Genomic DNA, 20967 nt, shown 5'->3' with positions numbered 1-20967 from the left:
GGTCTGGCCGAGGGATACGTCGGTCAAACCGGCATGACGGCAGGCAGTTTCGTTGCCAACCCGTTCGGCGACGGTCGGTTGTATCGAACAGGTGACCTGGTGCGCTGGGTGCTGCGCGACGGTCGCCGCGAACTCGAATATCTGGGCCGAGTGGACTCGCAGGTCAAGATTCGCGGCCACCGCGTCGAGCTGGCCGAGGTGGAGGCGGCGCTGCTGCGGCACCCGGATGTGCTCCAGGCCGCCGTGATCGGGCACGCGCATTCGTTGGCCGCCTACGTGGTGGGGCCGGTCGAGCCGCGGTCGGTCCGCGACTTTCTGGCCGCCGCGGTGCCGGCATTCATGGTGCCCGGTACCGTCACCGTCGTCGATGCACTGCCGATGATGTTGTCCGGCAAGGTCGATGTACGCACATTGCCGACACCGTCGGTGATGTCGAGCGAGCGCCGGGCGCCGGTATCACCGAACGAGCTGCTGGTGCACGCCCAGTTCTCGGAGGTACTGCGCATACCCGCCGAACACATCGGAATCGACGACAACTTCTTCGATCTCGGCGGGCACTCCCTGTCGGTGGTGCAGGTGATGGATGCACTCGGCGACCGCCTCGGCCGCCGAATTCCGGTCGGCATGCTGCTGATGCACCCGACAGTCGCGGCGCTGGCAGCGCAGCTCGATGCGGGAGATATGCCGTCGAGCAACGCATTCGATGTGCTGCTTCCGCTCCGAACCGAGGGCATCGGTGCCCCGCTGTTCTGCGTGCACCCGGCCATCGGAATCGCGTGGAGCTACCTGTCGCTGCTCGCCGAGACCGACCGGCCCGTGTACGGACTACAGGATCCGGGAATCGACGACGGTGACGCCGCACCGTCGTCGATCGAGGAGTTCGCCGCCAGATACGTGCGCGAGATCCGAGCGGTTCAGGCCCACGGGCCCTACCACCTGCTCGGGTGGTCGCTCGGCGGCGTCATCGCGCATGCCGTGGCCACGCAGCTGCAGGCAGACGGCGAGGGCGTGGCCCTGCTCGCGCTCGTCGACGCACAGCTCACGCAGCCGGAGGGCACCACCGAGTTCGAGATCGGCGATCTCGCCGCGCAACTCGGGGTCGAGGGCGACTCGTTCGAGGCCATCGTGGATCGATTGCACAGCACGGGAAGCGAATTGGCCTTCCTCACCGCAGAGCATCTGCAGCGCATGTTCCGGCCCGTCGTCTCGGCCCCGAGCTGGGTGGCGTCGTACCAGCCGGCCGTGTTCGAGGGGCCCGTGCACTACCTCGCCGCTCGCGGTTCACACGGCGCGGAGCAGTGGACGGACTTCGCCGACGGCCGTATCTCGATCCACCGGGTCGATGCAGACCACGAAGACATGCTGAGCGAGCGCGGTGCTCGTGTACTGGGCCGAGTCATCGGCACCGAAGCAGTAGGGAAGGGTGTGGCGTGATGAACCAACAACTGGAGCCCTTCGTCGACGACGTTCGAGCGCACTACGACCTCTCGGACGAGTTCTTCGCGCTGTTCCTCGATCCGAGCATGACCTACAGCTGCGCCTACTTCGAGCGCGAGGACATGACGCTCGAACAGGCACAGACCGCCAAGATCGACCTGGCGCTCGGCAAGCTCGACCTGAAGCCGGGGATGACGCTGCTCGACATCGGCTGCGGGTGGGGAGCCCTCGCCAAACGGGCGGTGGAGAAATACGACGTCAACGTCATAGGCCTGACCTTGAGCCGAAATCAGTACGACCACGCCCGTAGGGTCGTCGCCGATCTGCCGACCGACCGCATCGTCGACATCCGCTTGCAGGGCTGGGAAGAGTTCGACGAACCCGTCGACCGGATCGTCAGTATCGGTGCCTTCGAGCACTTTCGACGCCAGCGATACTCCGCGTTCTTCGCCAAGTGCCGCTCGGTGCTGCAACCCGGTGGACGAATGTTGTTGCACACCATCGTCATAACGCCGCCTGACCCGGCCTCCGGCGGCGGTCTCACCCGCGAGGACGCGCACTTCTCACGGTTTATCCTGCGCGATATCTTCCCCGGTGGACAGTTGACACTGGTCAAGGTGGTGAAAGCGAAAGCGGCTGAGGCCGGGTTCGAATTGCTCCGCGAGCACGCACTGGGGCCGCACTACGCCCGGACACTCGACACCTGGGCCGAGAAGCTGATCGCGGCCCGCGAGCAGGCGATCGCGTTGTCCTCGGAAGCGACCTACGACAAATACGTCCAATACCTCACCGGATGCTCGGAACGATTCAAGAATTCACGCATCAACGTCGTGCAATTCACGCTCGCGGCAGCAGATGGAGCTGTGGAGTGACTGCGCGACAGCGCTCACTGGTCATTCTGCCTTGGGCATAAGCTTCTGCCTGCTCGCGCTAATAGTCATCAGCCGACTGCCGACGGATGCGTAAGTCAGTGCTTTTCACCGTGTCGCGTCCACTGGCACTGACTGCGATACGACTGACGGTTAGTCCGTTCGCAGGACAGACAATGAGGCTCTGACGCTGTTACATCCATGGGGTCGGGTGCGCCTTCTGCCCCCGCGTTGATGATCGAAGAGGCAGTCAGAGGGGACCCAGTGTCAGTGTCATTTGCATCACGGTGGCGAACACGTCACCGCACAGCTCGCACCCATTCCCGAGAAATTGGCCGGGGGGTGTTCGGGACGCTCGTTGCGGTACTACTGGTGATGGGGTTGTCGGCCCCTGTCGCACAGGCCGACGACACAAAATCGACCGTGCTCTTCGTTGTCGACACCTCGGGTTCGATGTACGGCGTGCCCCTCAATCAGGCCAAGGAAGCGCTGCACGCAGGAATCGACGCGCTGGCCCCCGGACAGGCGGCGGGCTTGCGATCGTTCGCGGGCGGATGTGGCCAGGGGGGCAGTTTGCTCGTGCCGATCGGTACGGACAATAAAGACGAACTGGACGCGGCTGCCGACCAGTTGGGCGCGAGCGGCAATACGCCGACTCCCGATGCTTTGCGCGCTGCGGCCAGCGACTTGCCGGCCAGCGGCGACCGGACCATCATTCTCATCAGCGACGGTCAGAGTTCATGTGGCGACCCGTGCGTTGTGGCTGCGGAACTCAAAACCCAATTCGGTATCGACTTTCGCGTGCACGCTGTCGGCTTCAATGCACCGGACGTGGCCGAGAGCGAACTCAGCTGCATCGCAGCTGCCACTGGTGGCCAATACTTCACTGCCACCAACACCACCGAACTCAGTGCGGCGATCTCTACCGCTATTACTAGTGGAGCGGGAGACATCAGGCCTGGCATCGTCTGTACAGCACCCACTTTCATCGGAGTCAGAGGCTCCAGTGAGCAACCGCAAACCCCGGACCTCGCCTACTACGAGGCCTCGGCGGCCGCAATCAAACCGTTCAACAAGGACGGGACTGTAGATCTGGGAATGGGTGGGCCTTTGCGTGAGGTCTTCAACTTCCTGCAGCGGCAGCCGTCGGTCGACTATGACTTCAACGTCATGTCGGTGGCATATCCCGCTATTCCGGTCGCTTTTAGCGTCGACTATGCATCCGCGGAGTATCGCAGCTCCGTCCAAATCGGCGCAGATAATCTGACCAGGGTGATGAAAGCGCTCTACGGCAAATGCAAGAGTGATACGCGCGTGGTCCTTGCAGGGTATTCACAGGGTGCTAACGTTATCAACAGGTACTTGACTGATAACTTGGCTTCCAGTGAAGTGGATTCGGTGGAATCTATTGTTTTCTTGGGCGATCCAAACGTACGGCCCGGCCGACTCGGTGAGCGTCATGAGGGTACGGCCAAGAAGTCGACGGGTGCAGTAGCTCTGGGAATTACGAACGCTGACGCCGACATTGCCGGGTACCTCGCGACACATCAGAACGTCGTGAGTTCTTTCTGCCTGGTCGGCGACATCGTTTGCAATCCGCCTGTGGACGTGGTTTTTGGTAAGAAGATCCACGGATCATATGGGTTGCCGACTACCAAGGCATCGTGCCCAGTGAATGGGGAGAAGGACGTCGTGGTATTTCAGTGTGCCGCATTCCGGGTCATGAAGGACACCGGCTATGCACTGCCTGCGGTCGTGCGTGAGCCCACGCTCGTGCAACGGGGGCAGGAGATTCTGTTCTCGGTCGGCGGCTGGCTCGTGAAACAACCAGGCACGGCGCTCTTCGCTTCAGAACCGACGGTGATCGGTAACTTCACAACAGATGAAAATGGTGGTGCCGTCGTGGCTGTGAACGTACCTATGGACGCTCCGAACGGCGATCATCACCTGATCGTTCGGCAGCCGGGTGGACGTTCTGTCGAGGTACCGGTCACAGTCGTCGATTCTACGGACACAACTGATTCGCCCGTCTACTCGTTTGGACCAGACGATGGAACTGCCCCGAATTCGGGTTCAGGCGGAACGGGCAGCAGTGCGGGTCCGTTCGGCGGCTTGGGCAGTCTTCTTCCGTTCGGAACGGGCAGCAGTGGGAACTGATGTGACAGTGGCACCCGCTGGGATTTAGCCAGCAGGCAAGTGTTGAAGGGCCGGTACTCTAGTACCGGCCCTTCATTTCGGAGCGAAATCAGTTGCTGTGCAGCGTGGCATCCGACTGCATTTTACGATGAATTGGGCCGACGGCGAAATGCACACACGCTCGGCACCCAAGCGGAGGAGTTGATCGGTCGCGAGACGAGGCCATTGCCGTGTCCTCGGAGGCGGCCTACGACAAGTACGTGCAGTACCTCACCGGCTCGTCGGCTCGATTCAAGAGTTCACGCATCGACGTTGTGCGGTTCACCCTGGAAGCCGGAAATACACCTGCGCCCTGACACCGCTCGACTACGCGGCCTCCTGTTGCGGTGTTGTGCCGTCAGTGATTCTGCACGCCGATTCGGTTGCGGCTTGCTCGGCATCGACACGGCGAAGGCCGAGGACGATACACACGGCGGTGACAGACCCGATCAACAACCAGACGGCGACGATACCGAGTACCTAGATCACGACTCGCCTTCGTCGCCGGTAGCTGTTTGGATGGTGGCGATTCGCTATTACCGCCCCGAACTTCCGTCGAGGAGTAGTGCCCATATGAAGAACGCCCGACTCGGTGTTGTCAGTGCACTGTTCGCCGCAGCAGTGCTGGCACTCACGACGATGTCGGCCGGTACCGCCGCTGCTGCACCCTTGCCGGTCGTCGGGCCCGGCAGTGGCTTCGTCACCACCGGAGCCCTCGACGACCTCACCCTCTGCTCCATCGCTGCCGTCGGATACGACGACGCTGGACGCCTCGTTGCCCTCACCGCAGGTCATTGCATCCTCCGCGCAGGCCTACCCGTCACTCTCGTCGGATCGCCGGGCGCGCCGGTCGGCACCACGGCCGTCGGGCATTGGGGGCCGGATTACGGTGTCATCGTTCTCGACCCGGCCGCCGTCACACCGGTCGCCAGCCTGGGCGGCATCACCGTCACGGACATCGGCCCCGGCGCGGTGGGTCAGCCGGTGTGCAAGAGCGGGCTCGGCAGCGGACTGACGTGCGGCAGGATCACCGAAACGCGGGGCAGCGATCTGATGTCCGACGCACTCACCGTCTGGGGCGACTCCGGTGGGCCGCTCGTAGTCGGAACCACACTCGTCGGCATCGCCAGTCACGCCTCCGGCGCACCACTGGTGACCCCCACCGCGTATGCATCGGCAGTGGAATCGCTGCGGTTGCTGGGCGTATCCGGAGCGCCTGGAGCAGGATTTCGGCCGGTGTAGCTCGGTTACCGAACCTCGGTGTTCAGGGTCGTGGCTCGGCCGCGGGATTCCGCCGATGGTGTTCGATAGTGGACGCTGGGGTCCGGGCGCAGGGCGGATAGGGCACGCCCCGCTACACCGGGTCGGTTCCGGCGCGATGGCTCGGCTCGATGAGGAACAGGCTGCTCCCGTCGAGTCCGTCCCTGCGGTGGATGTTGCCGCGTAATCCCGCTTCGACCAGCCGGACGGCGATCTCGTAGATCTCATCGAGTCGTTCGTCGGTGAGATCGGGACGAATCGCCAGGTGGATCTCATCGCCGATGTGGCGCATCACCGCCTCGAAGGTCGCGCTCACTGCACTGTAGAGAACCTCGCACTGGCCCAGCAGCTCGTCGGACATCACGTAGTCGTCCTCCGCGCCGAGCAACGGCATCACACCGAAATCCTCGAGCAGATTGATCAGCTGCACGCCGCTGCGCCCAGCCGCCGTCGACCGATCGGCCAGCGCGCCCGACTCGACTTCTTTCGTGGTGAAGATCAGTGTTGCCTCGATGCCGGGATCGAGCAGACCCAGATCGGCACGCATCGCCTGGAGCAGCAGTGAGTGCATCTTCTTGATGTACGCATGCTCGCTCTGCAGGCGTTCGTGTGCGGGAGCGGGGATCCCGGACTGGGGTGCCAGCGGGGTCAACACTCGACGATCGATACCCGTCGACAGCTCCAAGGCCAACGGGTGGACGCGTCTGCGAGCAACCACCAGTGCCGCGGTGAGAGCCAAATTCAACTGGTCGTAGGCCTTGTTCAGAGACCGCGTCGCCGCACCCAGATCGCCCACCGGGGTCGATACCACCGCGGCTGAAATATCCTCGGCCACAACCCGATCCACATTCGACAGGGCGAACAGCAACTCTTGGTACCGTGCGGTGACCTCGTCGCGATTCCACGAGTCGTTCTCGCTCGACTGACGCACCTGACGGTCGACGGCAGTGTGCAACGCCGCCAACTCCCGAGAGATGACATCCTCGTTCGATCCGACGCGGCGCACGCTCAGCGCCGCCCACGCGGCACCGATTGCAGCGATCACCGCGATGATCAAGGTCCACAACGCAATTGCGGACACACCCGACTCCGAAGCAGCCAAGACGCTGGTAGTCATCACTACATCATGCCGGACTTTGTTGTCCAACGTCCTTCTTTCGCCGTACTACCTGCTGCTGGGGAGCGATGCTCGACCCCGCAACCGTGGTGTTTGCATGGGGATGGGGATGCGCCGGAACGTATTCAGTGGCGGCGAACAGATCGCCCGTGTCAGTGAGGCGCGTCGGTGACCATTCGATTGCGGCCGGCGCGTTTCGCCTGAAACATCAGTGCGTCGGCTCTGTCGAGTGTGTTGCGAAGACCTTCGTTCGGTCGCTGGACTGTGTACCCGGCGGAGAACGTCACCCCTGAACTTGTCGTGGCGGCTGCAAGAGCCTCGAGTGATCGAAGAGCACCACGACGATCGCAGTTGCGGAGAGTGATCACGAATTCCTCTCCGCCCCATCGTGCCAAGAGTCCATCGTCGCCGATGCAGTGACGGGCACTCGACGCGAAGTCGCGGAGCAACGCATCGCCGGCTGCGTGGCCGAAATTGTCGTTGAACTGTTTGAAGTGGTCCAGATCGAGAACCGCGACGGCTGTGTCGACCGAATTTTCCTTGACGACGGATACCGCGTAGTCCGACCAGCCGCGACGATTGAGAGCCCCGGTCAGTTGATCCGTTCGGGACACACGCAGGATGCCGTCCTCGACTTCCTTGCGTTCGGTGATGTCGAGAGCGGCGGCGAGCGTCCACTCGGCATCGGACGGCCCGGTGAAAGGAACCAGAGTCAGTAGAACCCAGCGAATCTCGTCGTTCGGTCGAACGAACCTCACCTCGAGCTTCACGGATTTGTCCGCGGCCGTCCCGGCAGCCATCAGATCCTCGACGCTGCTGTGCAGCGGGAGGTCGTCCGGGTGCGTGTGCACCGTCGCGGATCGACCCAGCAGTTCCGAGGAGGACAAGCCGACGAGTTCGCAGTAGGCGGTGTTCACATCGACGAACAATCCATTGGCGTCGGAGAGAGCCTGCGCCACGGGGCTGGAGGCGAATATGCGCCGGTACCAGTGTTCCTCCACGACGCACCGACCTGCTCTCTCCCCTTCCCGCATCGGAAGTCTAGTCGAGGTGGTGTCGAGCCCACCGGCGCACGAGTCCCACCACGGAAGGTTCGCTCTCAGCGGTTCTTCAGGAGCACCTATGCACACTGGTCACGTGCTGCTCTCGTCATCGACATCCGCCGTCCACGCGACGGTCACCGAAGTGTTCACCGAACTCGCCAGTGCCGATGTGGAGGCAGCGGGATTGGCCATCGCCGTCGGCCTCGTTGTGCTCGGGACGGTTCGCCGGATCCGCGGTGACCGAACCGGTGCGACGGTCTTCTCCGCTCTCGGTTACGCCTTCGGATTTGTGGTTCTGGCCCTTGCGGTATCCAGCAACGGCTGGCTGACCGGGTCCGATGCGCCTGTGGCTCAGTGGTTCGTGGACCATCGATCGCCCGTGCTCGGGCAACTGGCCAGTGCGCTCACCGCGGCCGGTGGCCCTGCGGAGACCGCCGCGTTGGGCCTGGTGATTGCCGTGATCATGGTGTGGCGGACGAAGCGGTACGGGCCCGCGCTGGTGATGCTGGTGACCGTCGGCTCGGCCTCGATACTGTGCACGATCGTCAAACTGGCAGTCGGCCGTGAGCGGCCACCGCAATCGATCCAGCTGATGCTCGAGACCGATCCCTCGTTCCCGTCGGGGCACGTCACGGGAACAGCGGCCCTGCTACTGATGCTCGCCCTCATGGCAGGGGCGGGGCGGTCCACCACCGTGCGAACCCTGCTGCTCGTCCTCGCCGTCACGGTCACCGCTGCCGTTGCGTGCACGCGGATGTACCTCGGCGTCCACTGGCTGACCGATGTGTGCGCAGGCGCCTTGCTCGCGGCGTGCGCGGTGACCCTCGGTAGCTACGTGCTGCATCGACTCGACGGCCGGAGCGTCGGCGAGTCGGCAACCCAGGGAGTGCCGGCGCACCGAATCACCCTGTGAGATCTCTCGACGGCCGTGTCGAACGGGCGGTCAATGGCAAAAGTAGCTTGCTGATTCAGCAAATTTGTACGAATGTACGACTTTCCGGAACCGTTTGCGCTCGCGGCCCGTCCAAGAGGTGGGGTAGTCGGTCGACGATGGGGTCTTGATGACGAAGTGGCGAGAAGTGACGAGCATCGAGTGCCAACAGGATTTCGACGACTTGCTCGACGTCTGTATCGACATCGCGGCCGAACGGATCAGCGAGAACTGGGGGCTCCACCCGGTGGCCGTCGTCAACGCCGTCTCCGGTGGGCAGCGGCTGCTCGCGCCACTTCAGACTGCAGGGGACGGGGCATCGAATGCTGCGATGCACGAGCAGCTCGTCCACGATCTGCGTGCCGTCGCTGCGGATCTGCGGTCGTACGCCATCGTCTCCGACGTGACCGGCGAGGAGGCGTCGGGCGCATATCTCGAGGTTCTGCTCGAGCATCGCGAGTACGCGATGCGCGTCCTCGTCCCGTACCTGATGCCAGATGCCACCACCTTCGATCTGGGTCCGACGAAAGCCTCGGTGGGGCAACGGCTCCTGTGGGGCTGAGTAGTTCGTCGTGTCGGACGGAAAATCTCGATCTATCTGCGACGGTCCGTTGCACTAACTCGTTTTATGTGTGACGCTGTGTAGCGTAAAGATTGTTCGGGAGCAGGCGGAAGGATCACCATGACTGCAGTCGACGACTCACGAACTCGCTATCGAGACAACTTGCATTCGCTGTCGACGGCATCGGTGCACCAGCATTTCGACGCCTTCCTCGACATTCCGTGGGACGACCCCGAGTACGCGATAGTCCCCGACGATCCGCGCTGGGTGCTGCCCGACGAGGATCCGCTCGGCCACACCGACTGGTACAAGTCTCTTCCCCTTGACCAGCAGATCCACGTCGGCATGTATCGCCAGGCCAGCATGGTCAAGGTCGGCCTGCAGTTCGAGCAGATCCTCATCAGCGGACTGATGCACTACGCCCTCACCCTGCCCAACGATTCACCCGAATTTCGGTACTCGACGCACGAGGCCACCGAAGAGTGCCACCACACCCAGATGTTCCAGGAACTCGTCAACCGCATCGGCATCGACGTGCCGGGCGGCCCCGCCTGGTTCCGCAAAGTGGTACCGGTGCTCGCACTGTTCGCCAGCCGATCGGCACCGTTCGGATTCTTCGTCGGCGTCCTGGCCGGGGAGGAACCGATCGACCACATGCAGAAGGGAATTCTGCGCAGCGGAGCCGTCGGCCACCCTCTGGTGATGCGCGTGATGCAGATCCACATCGCCGAGGAAGCGCGGCACATCGGCTTCGCTCATCAGTATCTCGAGCACAAGGCGCCCCGACTCGGACGATTCGAGAAGGCATCGATCTCGGTCCTGATGCCCATCGTGATGCGAATTCTGTGCGACATGATCATGAAGCCGAGCAAGCAGATGCGACGCGATCTCGCGATCCCCGATGACGTCGTCGACGCCGTCTGGTGGAACAGCGACACCTCACGAAAGGCGCTGCGCGACACATTCGGTGATGTCCGGATGCTCGCCGACAAACTCGGACTCATGAACCGCGTATCCCGACGGGTATGGCGCGCACTCGGAATCGACGGACGGCCGTCGCGCTATCGCAGTGAGCCGTCGTTCGGCTGACGCTCCACGGGGACGGTTTCGAGCGGAATCTGCGGGATGGCAATCCCGCGGGACGCGCCGAGCCCTTTGACCTGAAGCCAGATGGTGTCGGCCAGGAACGTGGCGAAATGGTCCAGACCCGTGCGTGATTCGGTCTGCCCGCTCCAACTGCGCACCGCACCCATGCAGCCGGAAACCAAGCCCGCCACCCACGGCCGCACCAGCGACCAGTCGTCGGTGGACAGATCGGCATGAACGAGGGCGAGGAACGCGGCGACGCTGACCTCCAGCTGCTCGGCCAGCAGAGCATTGGTCTCCTCGAGCGGCGTCGGCGATTGGGCACTGACATCCTGCTCGACGAAACGCGTCCACGCCGGATGTTCGGCAACCCAGCGCACATAGGTACTCACGACGCGATGCACCACATCACGCGGAGTGCCCGTCAACGCGAACGAGCTGACGAGCGCCGCAGATAATTGCTCGCAGATGGCTCGCTGGATGGCGGTGTCGAGGTCGGTGCGATCCTTGAAATGCCGGTAGAGCCCGGTGCGATGCACGTCGGCCTCTGCCGAGATCTGCGCGGTGGTGAGACGCTCACCAGGGGCGATGTCGCGGGCCAGAACGGTCATCGCGGCCTCGATGATATGGCGTCGACGATCGGTGTTGTGCTGCTCCCAACGCCTCTTGCGGCCATCGGCCTTGGGATGTGACCCACCGTCGTTCATGGCTGCATGTTCTCACGTTTGCCCTCGCGAGGGCCGTCGGTGACTGCGGCTATTCGTGTGGGGGTTCGCCGGTCACCTTGTGGTCGGCGAAGTTGAGCCCTTCCCGCACCAGACGGGCGAGGTGGCCGTCGGCCAGGCGGTAGATGACATTGCGGCCCTCGCGCCGGGTCTCGACGAGCCCGGTGAATCGGAGCTTGGCCAGATGCTGGCTGACCGCGGTGCGCGAGGTACCGGTGGCGGTGGTCAACGCACTGACGTCTGCGGGGCCGCGGTCGAGTAGCCACAGGATGTGCAGCCGGGTGGGATCGGACAGCATCCGAAAGGTGTCGCTCGCCGTCGCGAGGCGGGTGGAGTCCGGTTCGGCGGCATGGTCGAGACTGATGCGCGGTTCCTTCTTCGGTGGCATCGAACGTCGTCTCCCTACGCGGAGACGACCACCGACAGTCGGGAGCGACTCCACAGGCGTGCTGCGGACAATGCCGCAAGTGTAGCCAAGCCCGTCAGCACCGCCGCCGCGGTGAACTGACCGAAGTGCGACCCGACCCATCCCGCTACCGGATAGGTGACGAGAAATGCGGCGTGGGAGAGCGAGAACTGCGCGGTGAAGATCGACGTTCGAGTGCTCTCGTCGGACTCACGCCGCAGAATTCTCGCCGACGGCGTGTTGATCATCGAGGTCCCGACGCCCAGGATCGTCCACGTCGTGGCGAGGGCGACCCAGCCGGCCGATCCTCCGTGCAGAGTTGCCACCAGGGTTGCTGCGGCGGTTCCGGTCACAGCGGTCGCGGCTCCGGCCAGCATGAGGGTGCGATCGTTCGTGGATCCGAGGGCGCGCGGGATGAACAGAGCTGCGATCATCGAGCCGCCGCCGTAGAACCCGAGAGCGATAGCCAGCTGGCTGGACCCGCCGCCGAACAGATCGCGAACGTAGACCACGGAGTTGACCAACACCAGCGCCGTTGCGGCGGCCACCACTGTGTTCAGTGCCAGAAGTCCTTGGAGCTCGCGGTTCTCGATGAACATCGCGATGCCGTCGGTCGGCCTGTTGTGCTCGGCGACAGCGTGATTCGGCAGAGCGGTGCCGATGACCATCGCAGCGGACGCGAGGAACCCTGCGGCGGTGCCGACGAACAGCAGGTGGAAATCGATGACCGTCAACAGGGCTGCGGCGATCAGTGGGCTCAGCAGGGACTCGAGGTCGTAGGCGAGGCGGGAGAGCGTCAGGGCGCGGGTGTACTGGTGGACATCGGGGACCACCGACGGAATGACGGACTGGAAGGCGGGCGTGAACGTTGCCGACGCGGCCTGCAGAACGAAGATCAGGACGTAGATCTGCCACACCTGATCGACGAATGGCAACGCCATCGCCGTCAGCGCTCTGACGGCGTCGGCAGTGACGAGCACGAACTTGCGGGGCAGCGCACTCGTCACCGAGGACACGATGGGTGCGAAGAAGACGTAGGCGAGTATCTTGATCGCAAGCGCGGTGCCGAGCACGGCACCGGCGGAGTTGCCGGCGATGTCGTAGGCGAGCAACCCCAGAGCCACCGTGAGCAGCCCCGTGCCCACCAACGCGACGACCTGTGCGGTGAACAGGCGACGGAAAGCGTTGTTGGCCCGAAGCATGGCATTCACCCTACATATGAGTGCGCACGTGCGCACTCATTGGAACGGGATGATCGCGTGCTCGTGCGATCATGATGCGAGACTGTTCGGGTACCGTTGCGCGATCGGCATCACAAACGAGGTGTTCATGACCAAGCAGCGCTCCACATCGGACGAGGTGATGCGTCGAGCAGTCGAGCAGCTGCCGTCGTTGGTCGGGTACTGGGACAGCGCGCAACGCAATGTCTTCGCCAACCGCGTCTACGCGGACTACTTCGGTATCGAGCCATCGGATCTGGTCGGAAAGCACATCGGTGAACTACTCGGAGAAGACCTCTACCAACTGAACCTGCCCTACATCACCGGCGTGTTGGCCGGCGAGCAACAGCAGTTCGACCGCACCCTCATCGACGTCAACGGAGTCGTTCGCGTCACCCAGGCCACCTACGTGCCAGATATCGTCGACGGTGTCGTCATCGGGTTCACCGCTCTGGTCGTCGACGTCAGTGCGCGCGCCGAGATCGAGCGTGAACGTGACCGTGCGATTCGGCTGTTTCAGAACGTGATGGACAACGCCCCGATCGGAAACGCCGTGATGACCCGGGACGGACGCTGGCTCCAGGTGAACAAAGCCCTGTGCGAGCTACTCGGCTACACCGAAGAAGAATTGCGGCAGAAGACTTTCCGCGACATCACCCATCCCGACGATATTCCTCTCGCCGACTTACATCTGAAGGCGTTGGCAGACGGAACACTGACGAACATCGCATCGGAGAAGCGGTACATCCGCAAGGACGGTGCCACCATCTGGGTGCAGCGCAACGCGACCGTGGTACGCGACGGCGACTCCGGCGACGTGATCATCGCGCAGATACAAGACATCACCGCACGCAAGGTTGCCGAAGCGAGACTCGAACGCCAGGCCCTCATCGACGACCTCACCTCACTGGGAAATCGCCGACGACTGATGATCGAATTGGACAAGCTCGCGCAGTTGCCCGGTGATCAGCCGGTCGGAATGCTCTTCGTGGACATCGACGCGTTCAAGACCATCAACGACAGATTCGGCCATGTCGTGGGCGATCGAGTACTCGCGGCGATCGGACGACGCATCCTGGACAACACCCGCACCGAAGACATCTCCTGCCGCATCGGCGGAGACGAGTTCGTCGCCCTGCTGCACAGCGCACGATCGGCCGAAGGCGTCGAACGACTCGCCGACCGAGTTCGAGGCCACCTAGCCGGCCCCTACGACATCGATGGCACCGACATTCCGGTATCGGTGAGCGTCGGATGGAGTTGGGAACCGACCACCGACCCCGAGAAGCTGCTTCGCATTGCGGACGAGCGGATGTACTCCTCGAAGCGGGCCTGAGATTCGCCTGGTTGTCAGGTTCATTCGCAAAATGCGCGCGCGTTTGCGGCGGTGCACCCGATGCGAGCTCCGTGCTCGTGGTTGGGCGGAATTGGGGCCAGTGCCTTCTACGCGATGACGACGACGACGCCCTTGCCTTCGAAGGCGTCGATCTGAGCTCGAGTCGCCTCGGCGTCGGTGATAAGCGTGGTGCCCGGCGGGATGGGAGCCCAGGCATGGAAGGGCTTCTGGCCGAGCTTGGCCGAGTGCGCCAAAATGTAAGTCTCGACCGCGCGCTCCATCATCAGCTCCTTCAACTGCGTTTGATCGGAGCCCGCTTCGCAGATCCCGAAGTCGGCGGTGACAGCATCTGCTCCGAGAAACGCGCGATCGAACGAGACCCGCCGCAGGGAGGCCTCGGCGAGTGGGCCGACGAATCCCTGACTCACATGACGCAAGGTGCCGCCGATGCACTCCACGTGCACTTCGTCTGCGTCGACCAGCGCCTCGAGGGCGGTCAATCCAGCGGCGATCACAGTAAGGTCGACCGCGTCGCGTAGAAACTCCGCCATCGCGCCGACAGTGGTACCCGCGTCGAGCAGTACCGTCTCGCCCGGCTGGATGTACTCGGCGGCCTTGGCGGCGATGAGCCGCTTGGCGTCGTACCCCTCGAGTGACCGCTGCTTCACCGACGCCTCGTGCCGGCTGCCGATAGCAATGGCACCGCCGTAGGTACGGGCCAGCAGCCCCTGCTTGGTGAGATGGTCGAGATCGCGTCGGATCGTCGAGGCCGTAACCTTGAACAACGCCGACAACTCCTCGACGCTGGTCAGACCACCCGACTTCGCCAGGCGCACGATCTCATTGCGTCGGGCTTCCGAAACTCGCACCACCCACCCCTATCAGCTCAGTAGCGCTGGGCTGGTGGCCAATTCGGCAGCCTGCCGCAGAGCTTCGATCATGCTACCGGCCTCGGCAATGCCCTTGCCCGCAATATCGAATGCGGTGCCGTGATCGACGGACGTGCGGATCACCGGCAGTCCCACCGTGATGTTCACTCCAGCTTCGATCCCGAGCACCTTCACCGGTCCGTGTCCCTGGTCGTGATACATGGCCACGATGAGGTCGTAGTCTCCGCGGCCGGCCAGGAAGAAGGCGGTGTCGGCCGGCAACGGTCCCACTGCGTCGATACCGTCGGCCTTGAGCTTCTCGACCGCAGGCACGATCTTGAGATCCTCCTCGCCGTAGCCGAACAATCCGTTCTCGCCCGCGTGCGGATTGATCCCGCAGACACCGATCTTCGGATTCGCGGTGCCGGAGCGAACCAACGCCTCGTGACCGCGCCGGATGGTGCGCTCGACCAGACCCGGTTCGATCTTCGCGACCGCGTCGAGCAATCCGATGTGGGTGGTCACGTGAATGACTTTGAGTTTGGGTGTCGACAGCATCATCGATACCTCCTCGGTGCCGGTCAGGTGCGCCAACAGTTCGGTGTGACCCGGGAAGATATGACCGGCCGCGTGCAGTGCTTCCTTGTTCAGCGGTGCCGTGCAGATCGCCTGAACGTCGCCGCGTACGGCGAGTTCGCTTGCCACGCGGATGTACTGGAATGCGGCATCCCCCGCAGCCGCGGACAACTCGCCCCACGAGAGATCCGTGGGGAGCATGTCGAGATCGATGACGTTGATCCGCTGCGGTGAGAATTCTGCATCCTCGATGCGGTCGATGGCGACGATCTCGACGTCGGTTCCGAGTACCTGCGCTGCCAAGCGCAGACGTGACGCGTCACCGATCACCACGGGCCGGCATCGCTCGAGGGTGGCGGGGTCGATCATGGCGGGCACGATCACCTCTGGACCGATTCCGGCGCCGTCGCCCATGGTGACCGCGATGAAGGGCTGAAGTGTTGTGGTCATGCCAATGCCTCACTGTGAGAGAAAGAGTGTGTGTTGACGACGCCGCGTAGGTACGCGGTCATAGCGACGAGACTGTCCGGTCCACCGAAGCTCCCGGGGCGAGTGGCGATGTATCCACCTGTAGCCGTGCGAGATACGACTGCCCCGTGATGGATCTCTGCAATCGGACGCAGTGTGCTCACACCGAGCGCGTCGAGGACACGGCGTGCGGTTTCTCCTCCGGTGAGGACGAGTCCCACGGCCCGATCTTCGATTGCGTTGGCGACCAGTTCTGCGAGCGCGGCCGCCACCTCGTTCGATCGAGCTGGATCGACCGGCCCGGTCACCGTCAGAACCGCGTGACCGCCGTCCAAGGCGTTGCGCACCGAGGTGGGATCGGTGCCGGCCAGCAGATGGTCGATGTGTATCCGGATGTGCGTCGCACCTGAGCGCACCAGTTCCAATACCTGCTGTGCAGCAACAGGTTCTGCGGTGCCGACCACGACAAGTGTGGATGCTGGTTCGATCGGTGGGGCGTCGAGGGCGCTCGGCGGCAGTGTTCTCGCCACCGCCGCGGCCAGCGCCGAGGTGCCTACGAGACGAACTCCTGGAATCTGCGACGATAGTTCCACGATCGCATCGAGGTCTTCCTCCGATCGAACGTCGAACACCACCACTGCACCGGAATCCACTGCAGCCGTAAGTCCATCGATTCCGTCCTCGAGTTCTACGGCGACGGTGGGCACATGCCCGAACAGGTCCGCTATCGAGGCAGGGGCCTCGGTTGCCTCCAACGCCCATCGGCCGCTGCGGTGCAGGGGCACCCCGTCGATGTACGGAACACCGTTCTCGACGGTGCGCCCGAGGGCGGGAAGTCCGGCGGCGAACACGATCGGTCCCGTGCCAAGAAGGCTCTCGACCTCGGCAGCTATGTTGCCACGCAACATCGAATCGATTTTCTTGATCACCCGAACATGGGGCGGAATATCGCGCATCGATGCTCGGACCCGGTCTGCCGCTTCGATGCCGGACATGGCCCGAGTACCGAGATCGAGCACACGCACGTCGCTGTCGCCGTGGCGGGTGCCGATGTCGATGCCGAGGGTGACGTCACGATCGAGAAACAGTGCGGCAGTTTCGGCGGCTCCCGACAGATCGTCCGCGAGTATCAGGATGTTGGGGCGCTGTGCGTCGGTCATCGTGCCCCACCCCTCTGCTTGTGCGCTATATGCGCATCGAACCGTAGCATTGTTGCGTGTTTCGCGTATTTTTGTCACAGCGATGTCCCGCCACACTGCATGATGGTTTGGCCGGTGATGCTGCGGCCGTGCGGCGACAGCAAGAATGCGACGGTCTCGGCAACCTCGTCGGGATCGATGAAATGCCCCAGCGGTGGGGTGATCGGAGGGGTGGCGACGCGCCCCGGATCGTGCAGCATCGGGGTGTCGGTCGGGCCGGGAGCCACCACGTTGACGGTGATTCCGCGGTTCACCAGTTCCATCGCCCACGACCGCGCCATGCCCACCAATGCGGACTTGGTGGCGACGTACTGACTCTTACCCGCTACTCCGGTCATCGTTCTGCTGCCGATCAATACCACCCGGCCCCCGTCGTCGATACGCGAGGCCAACCGGTCGACCAGAACCTCGGCGGCAGCGACATGTACGCGCCACATCTGCTCGCTGTGCGCAGGATCGAGAGTTCCGAGTCGGCCCGATCGCTGCACTCCTGCGGCGTGGACGATCGAGTGGGGATTCGGAAGGTCGTCGACGATGTCGGAGACGGCCCGGGTGTCCGCAAGATCGATGCCGATCCAGCGGTGCGGTCCGCCGTCCTCGAAACCGTGCTCGGGGCGGGTCCTGCTCAGGCCGGTGACCTGCCAACCGCGCCCGGACAGCATCCGTGCGATCGACGCGCCGATCCCGCTGCTGACTCCGGTGACGACGGCATGCGGCGTCGTGCTCACGCGTCGACGACCCAGTCCGAGTCGAGCTGAACGTACTTGATCGCCTGGCGAAAGTAGGTGTACGCGATATGAAGCCGACCTTCGGCGTCCTCGACGATCGACGGGTACGAGAACTCGCGGTTGGAGCCGTCACGAGAGTTGTTGGTCAGGCAGTAGCCGTCGCCGACATCGAGATCTCGTCGAACAGGCCAGGTCAGCCCGCCGTCGGACGAGATGGCCAGTGTCATCGGTGCTCTCGGTGCCCCCCAGAAAGCCGCACGCGTATCACCGTCGTCGAGGGGGGACTCGGCGTCATCGGTGCCATCGGCCAAACCGTCGTCGTCGATTTCGTCGTACAGCGATACGCGTCGCGCCGTGGCGTCCAGCGCAGACGACTGGTTGTAGACCAGGGCCAGCGTTCCGTCGGCGAGGGCGACGACCTGAAGTGACGAGTTGTTGTTCGGCAGTTCGGTGGGGACCGGGGCGCTCCAGGAATCTCCGTCGTCGGCGGAGACACTGCGGTAGATGTGATCCGCCCACCGACTGCGGTACAGCGCGACCAGTGAGCCATCGCGCTGCACAACGATGTTCATGTGGACGCAGCCGACACTGTTCTGAACCACCACCTCGCGCCACGTCGTGCCATCGTCGTCGGAGACCATGACACCGCTGTAGTCACGATCACCGACCCATTTGCGGCCGTCGAGCTTGACGCAGTGGAACACCGGCAGCAGCAACCGTCCCGATTCGAGCCTGATCACGGGTTGACGTACGAAGACTCCGCCCGCATCGGTCTCGGGTAGCAACACGTGCGCCTCGCCCCAGCTGATCCCGCCGTCGGGGGAGATGCGACGCAGAACCCGAGCGGTGTCTTGGTTTCCCGCATGCTGCGACGTCCACAGTAACCACACCTCGCCCGAATCACGCACGAAAAGCACAGGATTCTGCTCCGAACGCGTCGGGTCCTCGGACAGCTGGACGGGAGTGCTCCACTGGCGCTCCCCGGCCTCCAGCCGGGAGAACCATACGCTGATGTCGGGAACACCCTCCTGCGTGCCCGCGAACCACACACACGCCAACGCGCCGTCGGGCAGGATCGCCAGATTGGCAGCGTGGTTCTGCACCTGAGGTGCAGGCACAAACGCGTCGGATCGGCCCGGCTCGGTGGTCTCGCGCAGAGCGCCGTCGGCGAGAAGATCGCCCGGTGTGAGGAAGCTGATGTCGCTCATGTTCTACCTTCTTTCTCGCTCACGAGGTGAGCGTGACCGCAGCCATGTCGTAGGAGTTCGTGGGACGCAGGTCGATTCCATCGATGCGGTTGCGACGAGCGATGACGGTCTTGGGTACGAACGACCACAGGCATGGCCAGGTATCCCAGATCTGGCGCTGGGCTTGGGCGAGAGTCTCGTTTCGAGTGGCCGGGTCGGCGTCCTCGGAGGCTTTTGCGATGAGAGATGCAATCTCGGGAAAGATGTACCCGTGGTAGGTGTCTCGAGTCTCTTCCTTTGCCGCGGTACCCGCGTACATGCCCTGCATGATCGTCACGGCCAGGCCGGTGGGACTGGGGTAACCGTTGCCGAGGATGTCCCAGTCGCCGGCCTTGCCTTGACGCCACGTGGCAATGTCGCCGCCCGGCTCGAACTGCTGCAACGTCGCACGAACACCCACGGCCGATAACATCTGCAGAACCGACTCCATGATGTCGGTGTCGGCCGCGAACTCACCGGTCTCCCAAATGATCTTGACTTCCAGATCGCGAACGCCCAGCGCATCGAGCTCCTGCCGAGCCCGCTGCGGATCGTAGACGTACTCACCGGTCTCGATCGCCCCGGCCAGAATGCCCGGCACGACGCCGCGCGACGGAGTTGCCGTGCCCTGCATCACCTGGTCGATCAATGCGTTGCCGTTGATCGCATAGCTCAGTGCTTTTCGGACGCGAGGATCCGCCAGTGGATGCCCGGCCGGCTTCCGGAAGTTGTAGAAGAGCTGATTGAGTCGCACGCCGTCCGTGCGCTGCACGGTCACACCGGCCAAGCCGGCGAGCTGATCGGCCGCGTCGGGAGTGATGGCATCGATGACGTCGACCTCGCCGCTACGAAGTGAGACGACGCGATTGGACTCGTCGGGCACGAACCGAACGTTGACCGACTCAACCGATGCCGCAGTACCCCAATATGTTTGGTTCCTGGCCAGTGAGTAGTTTCCGGTACCGCGATCGGACGCGGTCACCACGAACGGGCCGGTACCGACCCCGTCCTGCAAGTCCTCGGGAATATTGTCCTCGGCGGGGGTGATCAGGATGTTCGACATCAAGTAGTCGAGCACAGGGATGGGCCGCTCGGTGTCGAGAGTGAACGTCGAGTCGTCGATCTTGCCGACCGTGGGCCACTCGGGGAAGAACGTTCCGACGAACGAGCCCGTGACTTGGCTGTACATGCGCAGCGCGACGTCGACGTCCTCGACCCGGACGGGCCTGCCGTCGGAGTAGGTGACTCCGGGGCGTAGATGTACCAGCCACCGCGTCGGCGCGACGAGCTCGAAGCTGTCGGCAAGAACGAGCTGTACCTTCAGTGACGGAGTGATGGTGGTCAACGCCTCGCGCACCGAGCGCTGCACGGTCAGGGCCGCGTCGAACTGGAGGAGCTTGTTGTCCAGGGTCACCATCGATCGATTCATGGCCAAGCTGACAGTGCCCGGCCCTGGTTGGCCGGTGGGCGTTGCGCACGCAGTCATCGCGCCGCCGAGGGTCAGCCCCGCGCCGAGAACCAAACTCGATCGAAACAGTGCTCGCCGTGAAAAACGCTGGTTGACAAAGCTTTCGGTCATCATTGACCTCTCGTGACTGGCGCATCGAAATGTGGATGTCGGTTCAGGTCTCGCAGACCTCCGTCGACGAAAGTGATCGTGGACACATGGCGACTGTACTACGAAATGCTTGAAATGCGCAGAAAAATATTGCCGGTTGCGCAAATCGCGCATCG

At 63.4% G+C, this 20967-nt stretch carries 20 protein-coding genes; 9 read left to right on the top strand and 11 right to left on the bottom strand.

Features of this window, described 5'->3' with window-relative positions; genetic code table 11:
- The 5 genes from J1M87_RS26235 to J1M87_RS26215 form a co-directional block, all read left to right on the top strand.
- A partial coding sequence (locus J1M87_RS26235) for a thioesterase domain-containing protein (protein ID WP_206492627.1) occupies nt 1-1434 on the top strand: 1434 nt, incomplete at its 5' end.
- Nucleotides 1434-2309 carry a cyclopropane mycolic acid synthase family methyltransferase gene (locus tag J1M87_RS26230; RefSeq protein WP_206492626.1) on the top strand — a complete coding sequence of 292 codons (876 nt, stop codon included), beginning with the start codon at nt 1434-1436 and terminating at the stop codon, nt 2307-2309. The genes J1M87_RS26235 and J1M87_RS26230, both read left to right, overlap by 1 nt.
- 372 nt (nt 2310-2681) lie before the next feature.
- The gene (locus J1M87_RS26225; protein ID WP_241257485.1) at nt 2682-4463 is read left to right on the top strand and encodes a cutinase family protein; all 1782 of its coding nucleotides are present in this window, start codon (nt 2682-2684) and stop codon (nt 4461-4463) included.
- Nucleotides 4464-4672: 209 nt separating this feature from the next.
- On the top strand, nt 4673-4798 hold the full coding sequence (locus tag J1M87_RS29170; protein WP_307830929.1) for a hypothetical protein: 126 nt from the start codon (nt 4673-4675) through the stop codon (nt 4796-4798).
- A 256-nt stretch (nt 4799-5054) separates the two neighbouring features.
- Nucleotides 5055-5723 carry a S1 family peptidase gene (locus J1M87_RS26215; protein WP_206492624.1) on the top strand — a complete coding sequence of 223 codons (669 nt, stop codon included), beginning with the start codon at nt 5055-5057 and terminating at the stop codon, nt 5721-5723.
- A gap of 112 nt (nt 5724-5835) precedes the next feature.
- On the opposite strand, the gene J1M87_RS26210 is transcribed toward J1M87_RS26215, so the two are convergent.
- Both J1M87_RS26210 and J1M87_RS26205 read right to left on the bottom strand, forming a co-directional pair.
- Nucleotides 5836-6858, bottom strand: coding sequence for a hypothetical protein (locus tag J1M87_RS26210; RefSeq protein WP_206492623.1), 1023 nt, complete (start codon nt 6856-6858; stop codon nt 5836-5838).
- 152 nt (nt 6859-7010) lie between these two features.
- Nucleotides 7011-7859 (bottom strand): sensor domain-containing diguanylate cyclase, encoded by an 849-nt coding sequence (locus J1M87_RS26205; RefSeq protein WP_206492622.1) that lies wholly within the window; start codon nt 7857-7859, stop codon nt 7011-7013.
- Between the two features lie 121 nt (nt 7860-7980).
- Here J1M87_RS26205 and J1M87_RS26200 point away from each other — a divergent pair, with 121 nt between their 5' ends.
- The 3 genes from J1M87_RS26200 to J1M87_RS26190 all read left to right on the top strand — a co-directional run bounded on the left by J1M87_RS26200 (nt 7981) and on the right by J1M87_RS26190 (nt 10483).
- Complete coding sequence (locus tag J1M87_RS26200) at nt 7981-8814, top strand: phosphatase PAP2 family protein (RefSeq protein ID WP_206492621.1); 834 nt, start codon at nt 7981-7983, stop codon at nt 8812-8814.
- A gap of 148 nt (nt 8815-8962) precedes the next feature.
- A complete protein-coding gene (locus J1M87_RS26195; protein WP_206492620.1) occupies nt 8963-9394 on the top strand; it encodes a hypothetical protein in 432 nt (143 codons plus the stop codon).
- A gap of 120 nt (nt 9395-9514) precedes the next feature.
- Nucleotides 9515-10483 (top strand): diiron oxygenase, encoded by a 969-nt coding sequence (locus J1M87_RS26190; RefSeq protein WP_206492619.1) that lies wholly within the window; start codon nt 9515-9517, stop codon nt 10481-10483.
- Here J1M87_RS26190 and J1M87_RS26185 read toward each other — a convergent pair.
- The 3 genes from J1M87_RS26185 to J1M87_RS26175 are packed head-to-tail and all read right to left on the bottom strand — an operon-like array spanning nt 10456 to nt 12813.
- Nucleotides 10456-11187, bottom strand: coding sequence for a TetR/AcrR family transcriptional regulator (locus J1M87_RS26185; RefSeq protein ID WP_206492618.1), 732 nt, complete (start codon nt 11185-11187; stop codon nt 10456-10458). The genes J1M87_RS26190 and J1M87_RS26185 overlap by 28 nt on opposite strands.
- Nucleotides 11188-11236: 49 nt before the next feature.
- Entirely contained in the window at nt 11237-11593 is a 357-nt protein-coding gene (locus J1M87_RS26180; RefSeq protein ID WP_206492617.1) for a metalloregulator ArsR/SmtB family transcription factor, read from the bottom strand.
- Between the two features lie 14 nt (nt 11594-11607).
- Nucleotides 11608-12813 (bottom strand): MFS transporter, encoded by a 1206-nt coding sequence (locus J1M87_RS26175; protein ID WP_206492616.1) that lies wholly within the window; start codon nt 12811-12813, stop codon nt 11608-11610.
- Nucleotides 12814-12940: 127 nt separating this feature from the next.
- Here J1M87_RS26175 and J1M87_RS26170 point away from each other — a divergent pair, with 127 nt between their 5' ends.
- Nucleotides 12941-14167, top strand: coding sequence for a GGDEF domain-containing protein (locus tag J1M87_RS26170; protein WP_206492615.1), 1227 nt, complete (start codon nt 12941-12943; stop codon nt 14165-14167).
- Nucleotides 14168-14274: 107 nt separating this feature from the next.
- On the opposite strand, the gene J1M87_RS26165 is transcribed toward J1M87_RS26170, so the two are convergent.
- The 6 genes from J1M87_RS26165 to J1M87_RS26145 form a co-directional block, all read right to left on the bottom strand.
- Nucleotides 14275-15036 carry a DeoR/GlpR family DNA-binding transcription regulator gene (locus J1M87_RS26165; RefSeq protein ID WP_206492614.1) on the bottom strand — a complete coding sequence of 254 codons (762 nt, stop codon included), beginning with the start codon at nt 15034-15036 and terminating at the stop codon, nt 14275-14277.
- Nucleotides 15037-15048: 12 nt separating this feature from the next.
- Nucleotides 15049-16062, bottom strand: a complete 1014-nt coding sequence (gene pdxA / locus J1M87_RS28915) for a 4-hydroxythreonine-4-phosphate dehydrogenase PdxA (protein WP_241257479.1) — start codon at nt 16060-16062, stop codon at nt 15049-15051.
- The gene (locus J1M87_RS28910) at nt 16059-17240 is read right to left on the bottom strand and encodes a four-carbon acid sugar kinase family protein (RefSeq protein ID WP_241257478.1); all 1182 of its coding nucleotides are present in this window, start codon (nt 17238-17240) and stop codon (nt 16059-16061) included. The genes pdxA and J1M87_RS28910 overlap by 4 nt, the downstream gene beginning before the upstream one ends.
- 74 nt (nt 17241-17314) lie before the next feature.
- Nucleotides 17315-18007 (bottom strand): SDR family NAD(P)-dependent oxidoreductase, encoded by a 693-nt coding sequence (locus J1M87_RS26155; protein ID WP_206492613.1) that lies wholly within the window; start codon nt 18005-18007, stop codon nt 17315-17317.
- A complete protein-coding gene (locus J1M87_RS26150; RefSeq protein WP_206492612.1) occupies nt 18004-19215 on the bottom strand; it encodes an exo-alpha-sialidase in 1212 nt (403 codons plus the stop codon). The genes J1M87_RS26155 and J1M87_RS26150 overlap by 4 nt, the downstream gene beginning before the upstream one ends.
- A 19-nt stretch (nt 19216-19234) precedes the next feature.
- Entirely contained in the window at nt 19235-20812 is a 1578-nt protein-coding gene (locus J1M87_RS26145) for an ABC transporter substrate-binding protein (protein ID WP_206492611.1), read from the bottom strand.
- Between the last annotated feature and the right edge of the window lie 155 nt (nt 20813-20967).

Source organism: Rhodococcus sp. KRD162 (genome assembly GCF_017168335.1).
Taxonomy (GTDB): Bacteria; Actinomycetota; Actinomycetes; order Mycobacteriales; family Mycobacteriaceae; genus Rhodococcoides.
This window is presented reverse-complemented; position numbering and strand designations above follow the sequence as displayed.

Excerpts from the sequence above, each read along its gene's own strand:
- J1M87_RS26185 (WP_206492618.1), bottom strand. The coding sequence starts at position 11,187 with ATGAACGACGGTGGGTCACATCCCAAGGCCGATGGCCGCAAGAGGCGT.
- J1M87_RS26210 (WP_206492623.1), bottom strand. The coding sequence starts at position 6,858 with ATGACTACCAGCGTCTTGGCTGCTTCGGAGTCGGGTGTGTCCGCAATT.
- J1M87_RS26230 (WP_206492626.1), top strand. The coding sequence starts at position 1,434 with ATGAACCAACAACTGGAGCCCTTCGTCGACGACGTTCGAGCGCACTAC.
- J1M87_RS26150 (WP_206492612.1), bottom strand. The coding sequence starts at position 19,215 with ATGAGCGACATCAGCTTCCTCACACCGGGCGATCTTCTCGCCGACGGC.
- J1M87_RS26225 (WP_241257485.1), top strand. The coding sequence starts at position 2,682 with ATGGGGTTGTCGGCCCCTGTCGCACAGGCCGACGACACAAAATCGACC.
- J1M87_RS26170 (WP_206492615.1), top strand. The coding sequence starts at position 12,941 with ATGACCAAGCAGCGCTCCACATCGGACGAGGTGATGCGTCGAGCAGTC.
- J1M87_RS26180 (WP_206492617.1), bottom strand. The coding sequence starts at position 11,593 with ATGCCACCGAAGAAGGAACCGCGCATCAGTCTCGACCATGCCGCCGAA.
- J1M87_RS28910 (WP_241257478.1), bottom strand. The coding sequence starts at position 17,240 with ATGACCGACGCACAGCGCCCCAACATCCTGATACTCGCGGACGATCTG.
- J1M87_RS26200 (WP_206492621.1), top strand. The coding sequence starts at position 7,981 with ATGCACACTGGTCACGTGCTGCTCTCGTCATCGACATCCGCCGTCCAC.
- J1M87_RS26195 (WP_206492620.1), top strand. The coding sequence starts at position 8,963 with ATGACGAAGTGGCGAGAAGTGACGAGCATCGAGTGCCAACAGGATTTC.
- pdxA (WP_241257479.1), bottom strand. The coding sequence starts at position 16,062 with ATGACCACAACACTTCAGCCCTTCATCGCGGTCACCATGGGCGACGGC.
- J1M87_RS26175 (WP_206492616.1), bottom strand. The coding sequence starts at position 12,813 with ATGCTTCGGGCCAACAACGCTTTCCGTCGCCTGTTCACCGCACAGGTC.
- J1M87_RS26145 (WP_206492611.1), bottom strand. The coding sequence starts at position 20,812 with ATGACCGAAAGCTTTGTCAACCAGCGTTTTTCACGGCGAGCACTGTTT.
- J1M87_RS26190 (WP_206492619.1), top strand. The coding sequence starts at position 9,515 with ATGACTGCAGTCGACGACTCACGAACTCGCTATCGAGACAACTTGCAT.
- J1M87_RS26215 (WP_206492624.1), top strand. The coding sequence starts at position 5,055 with ATGAAGAACGCCCGACTCGGTGTTGTCAGTGCACTGTTCGCCGCAGCA.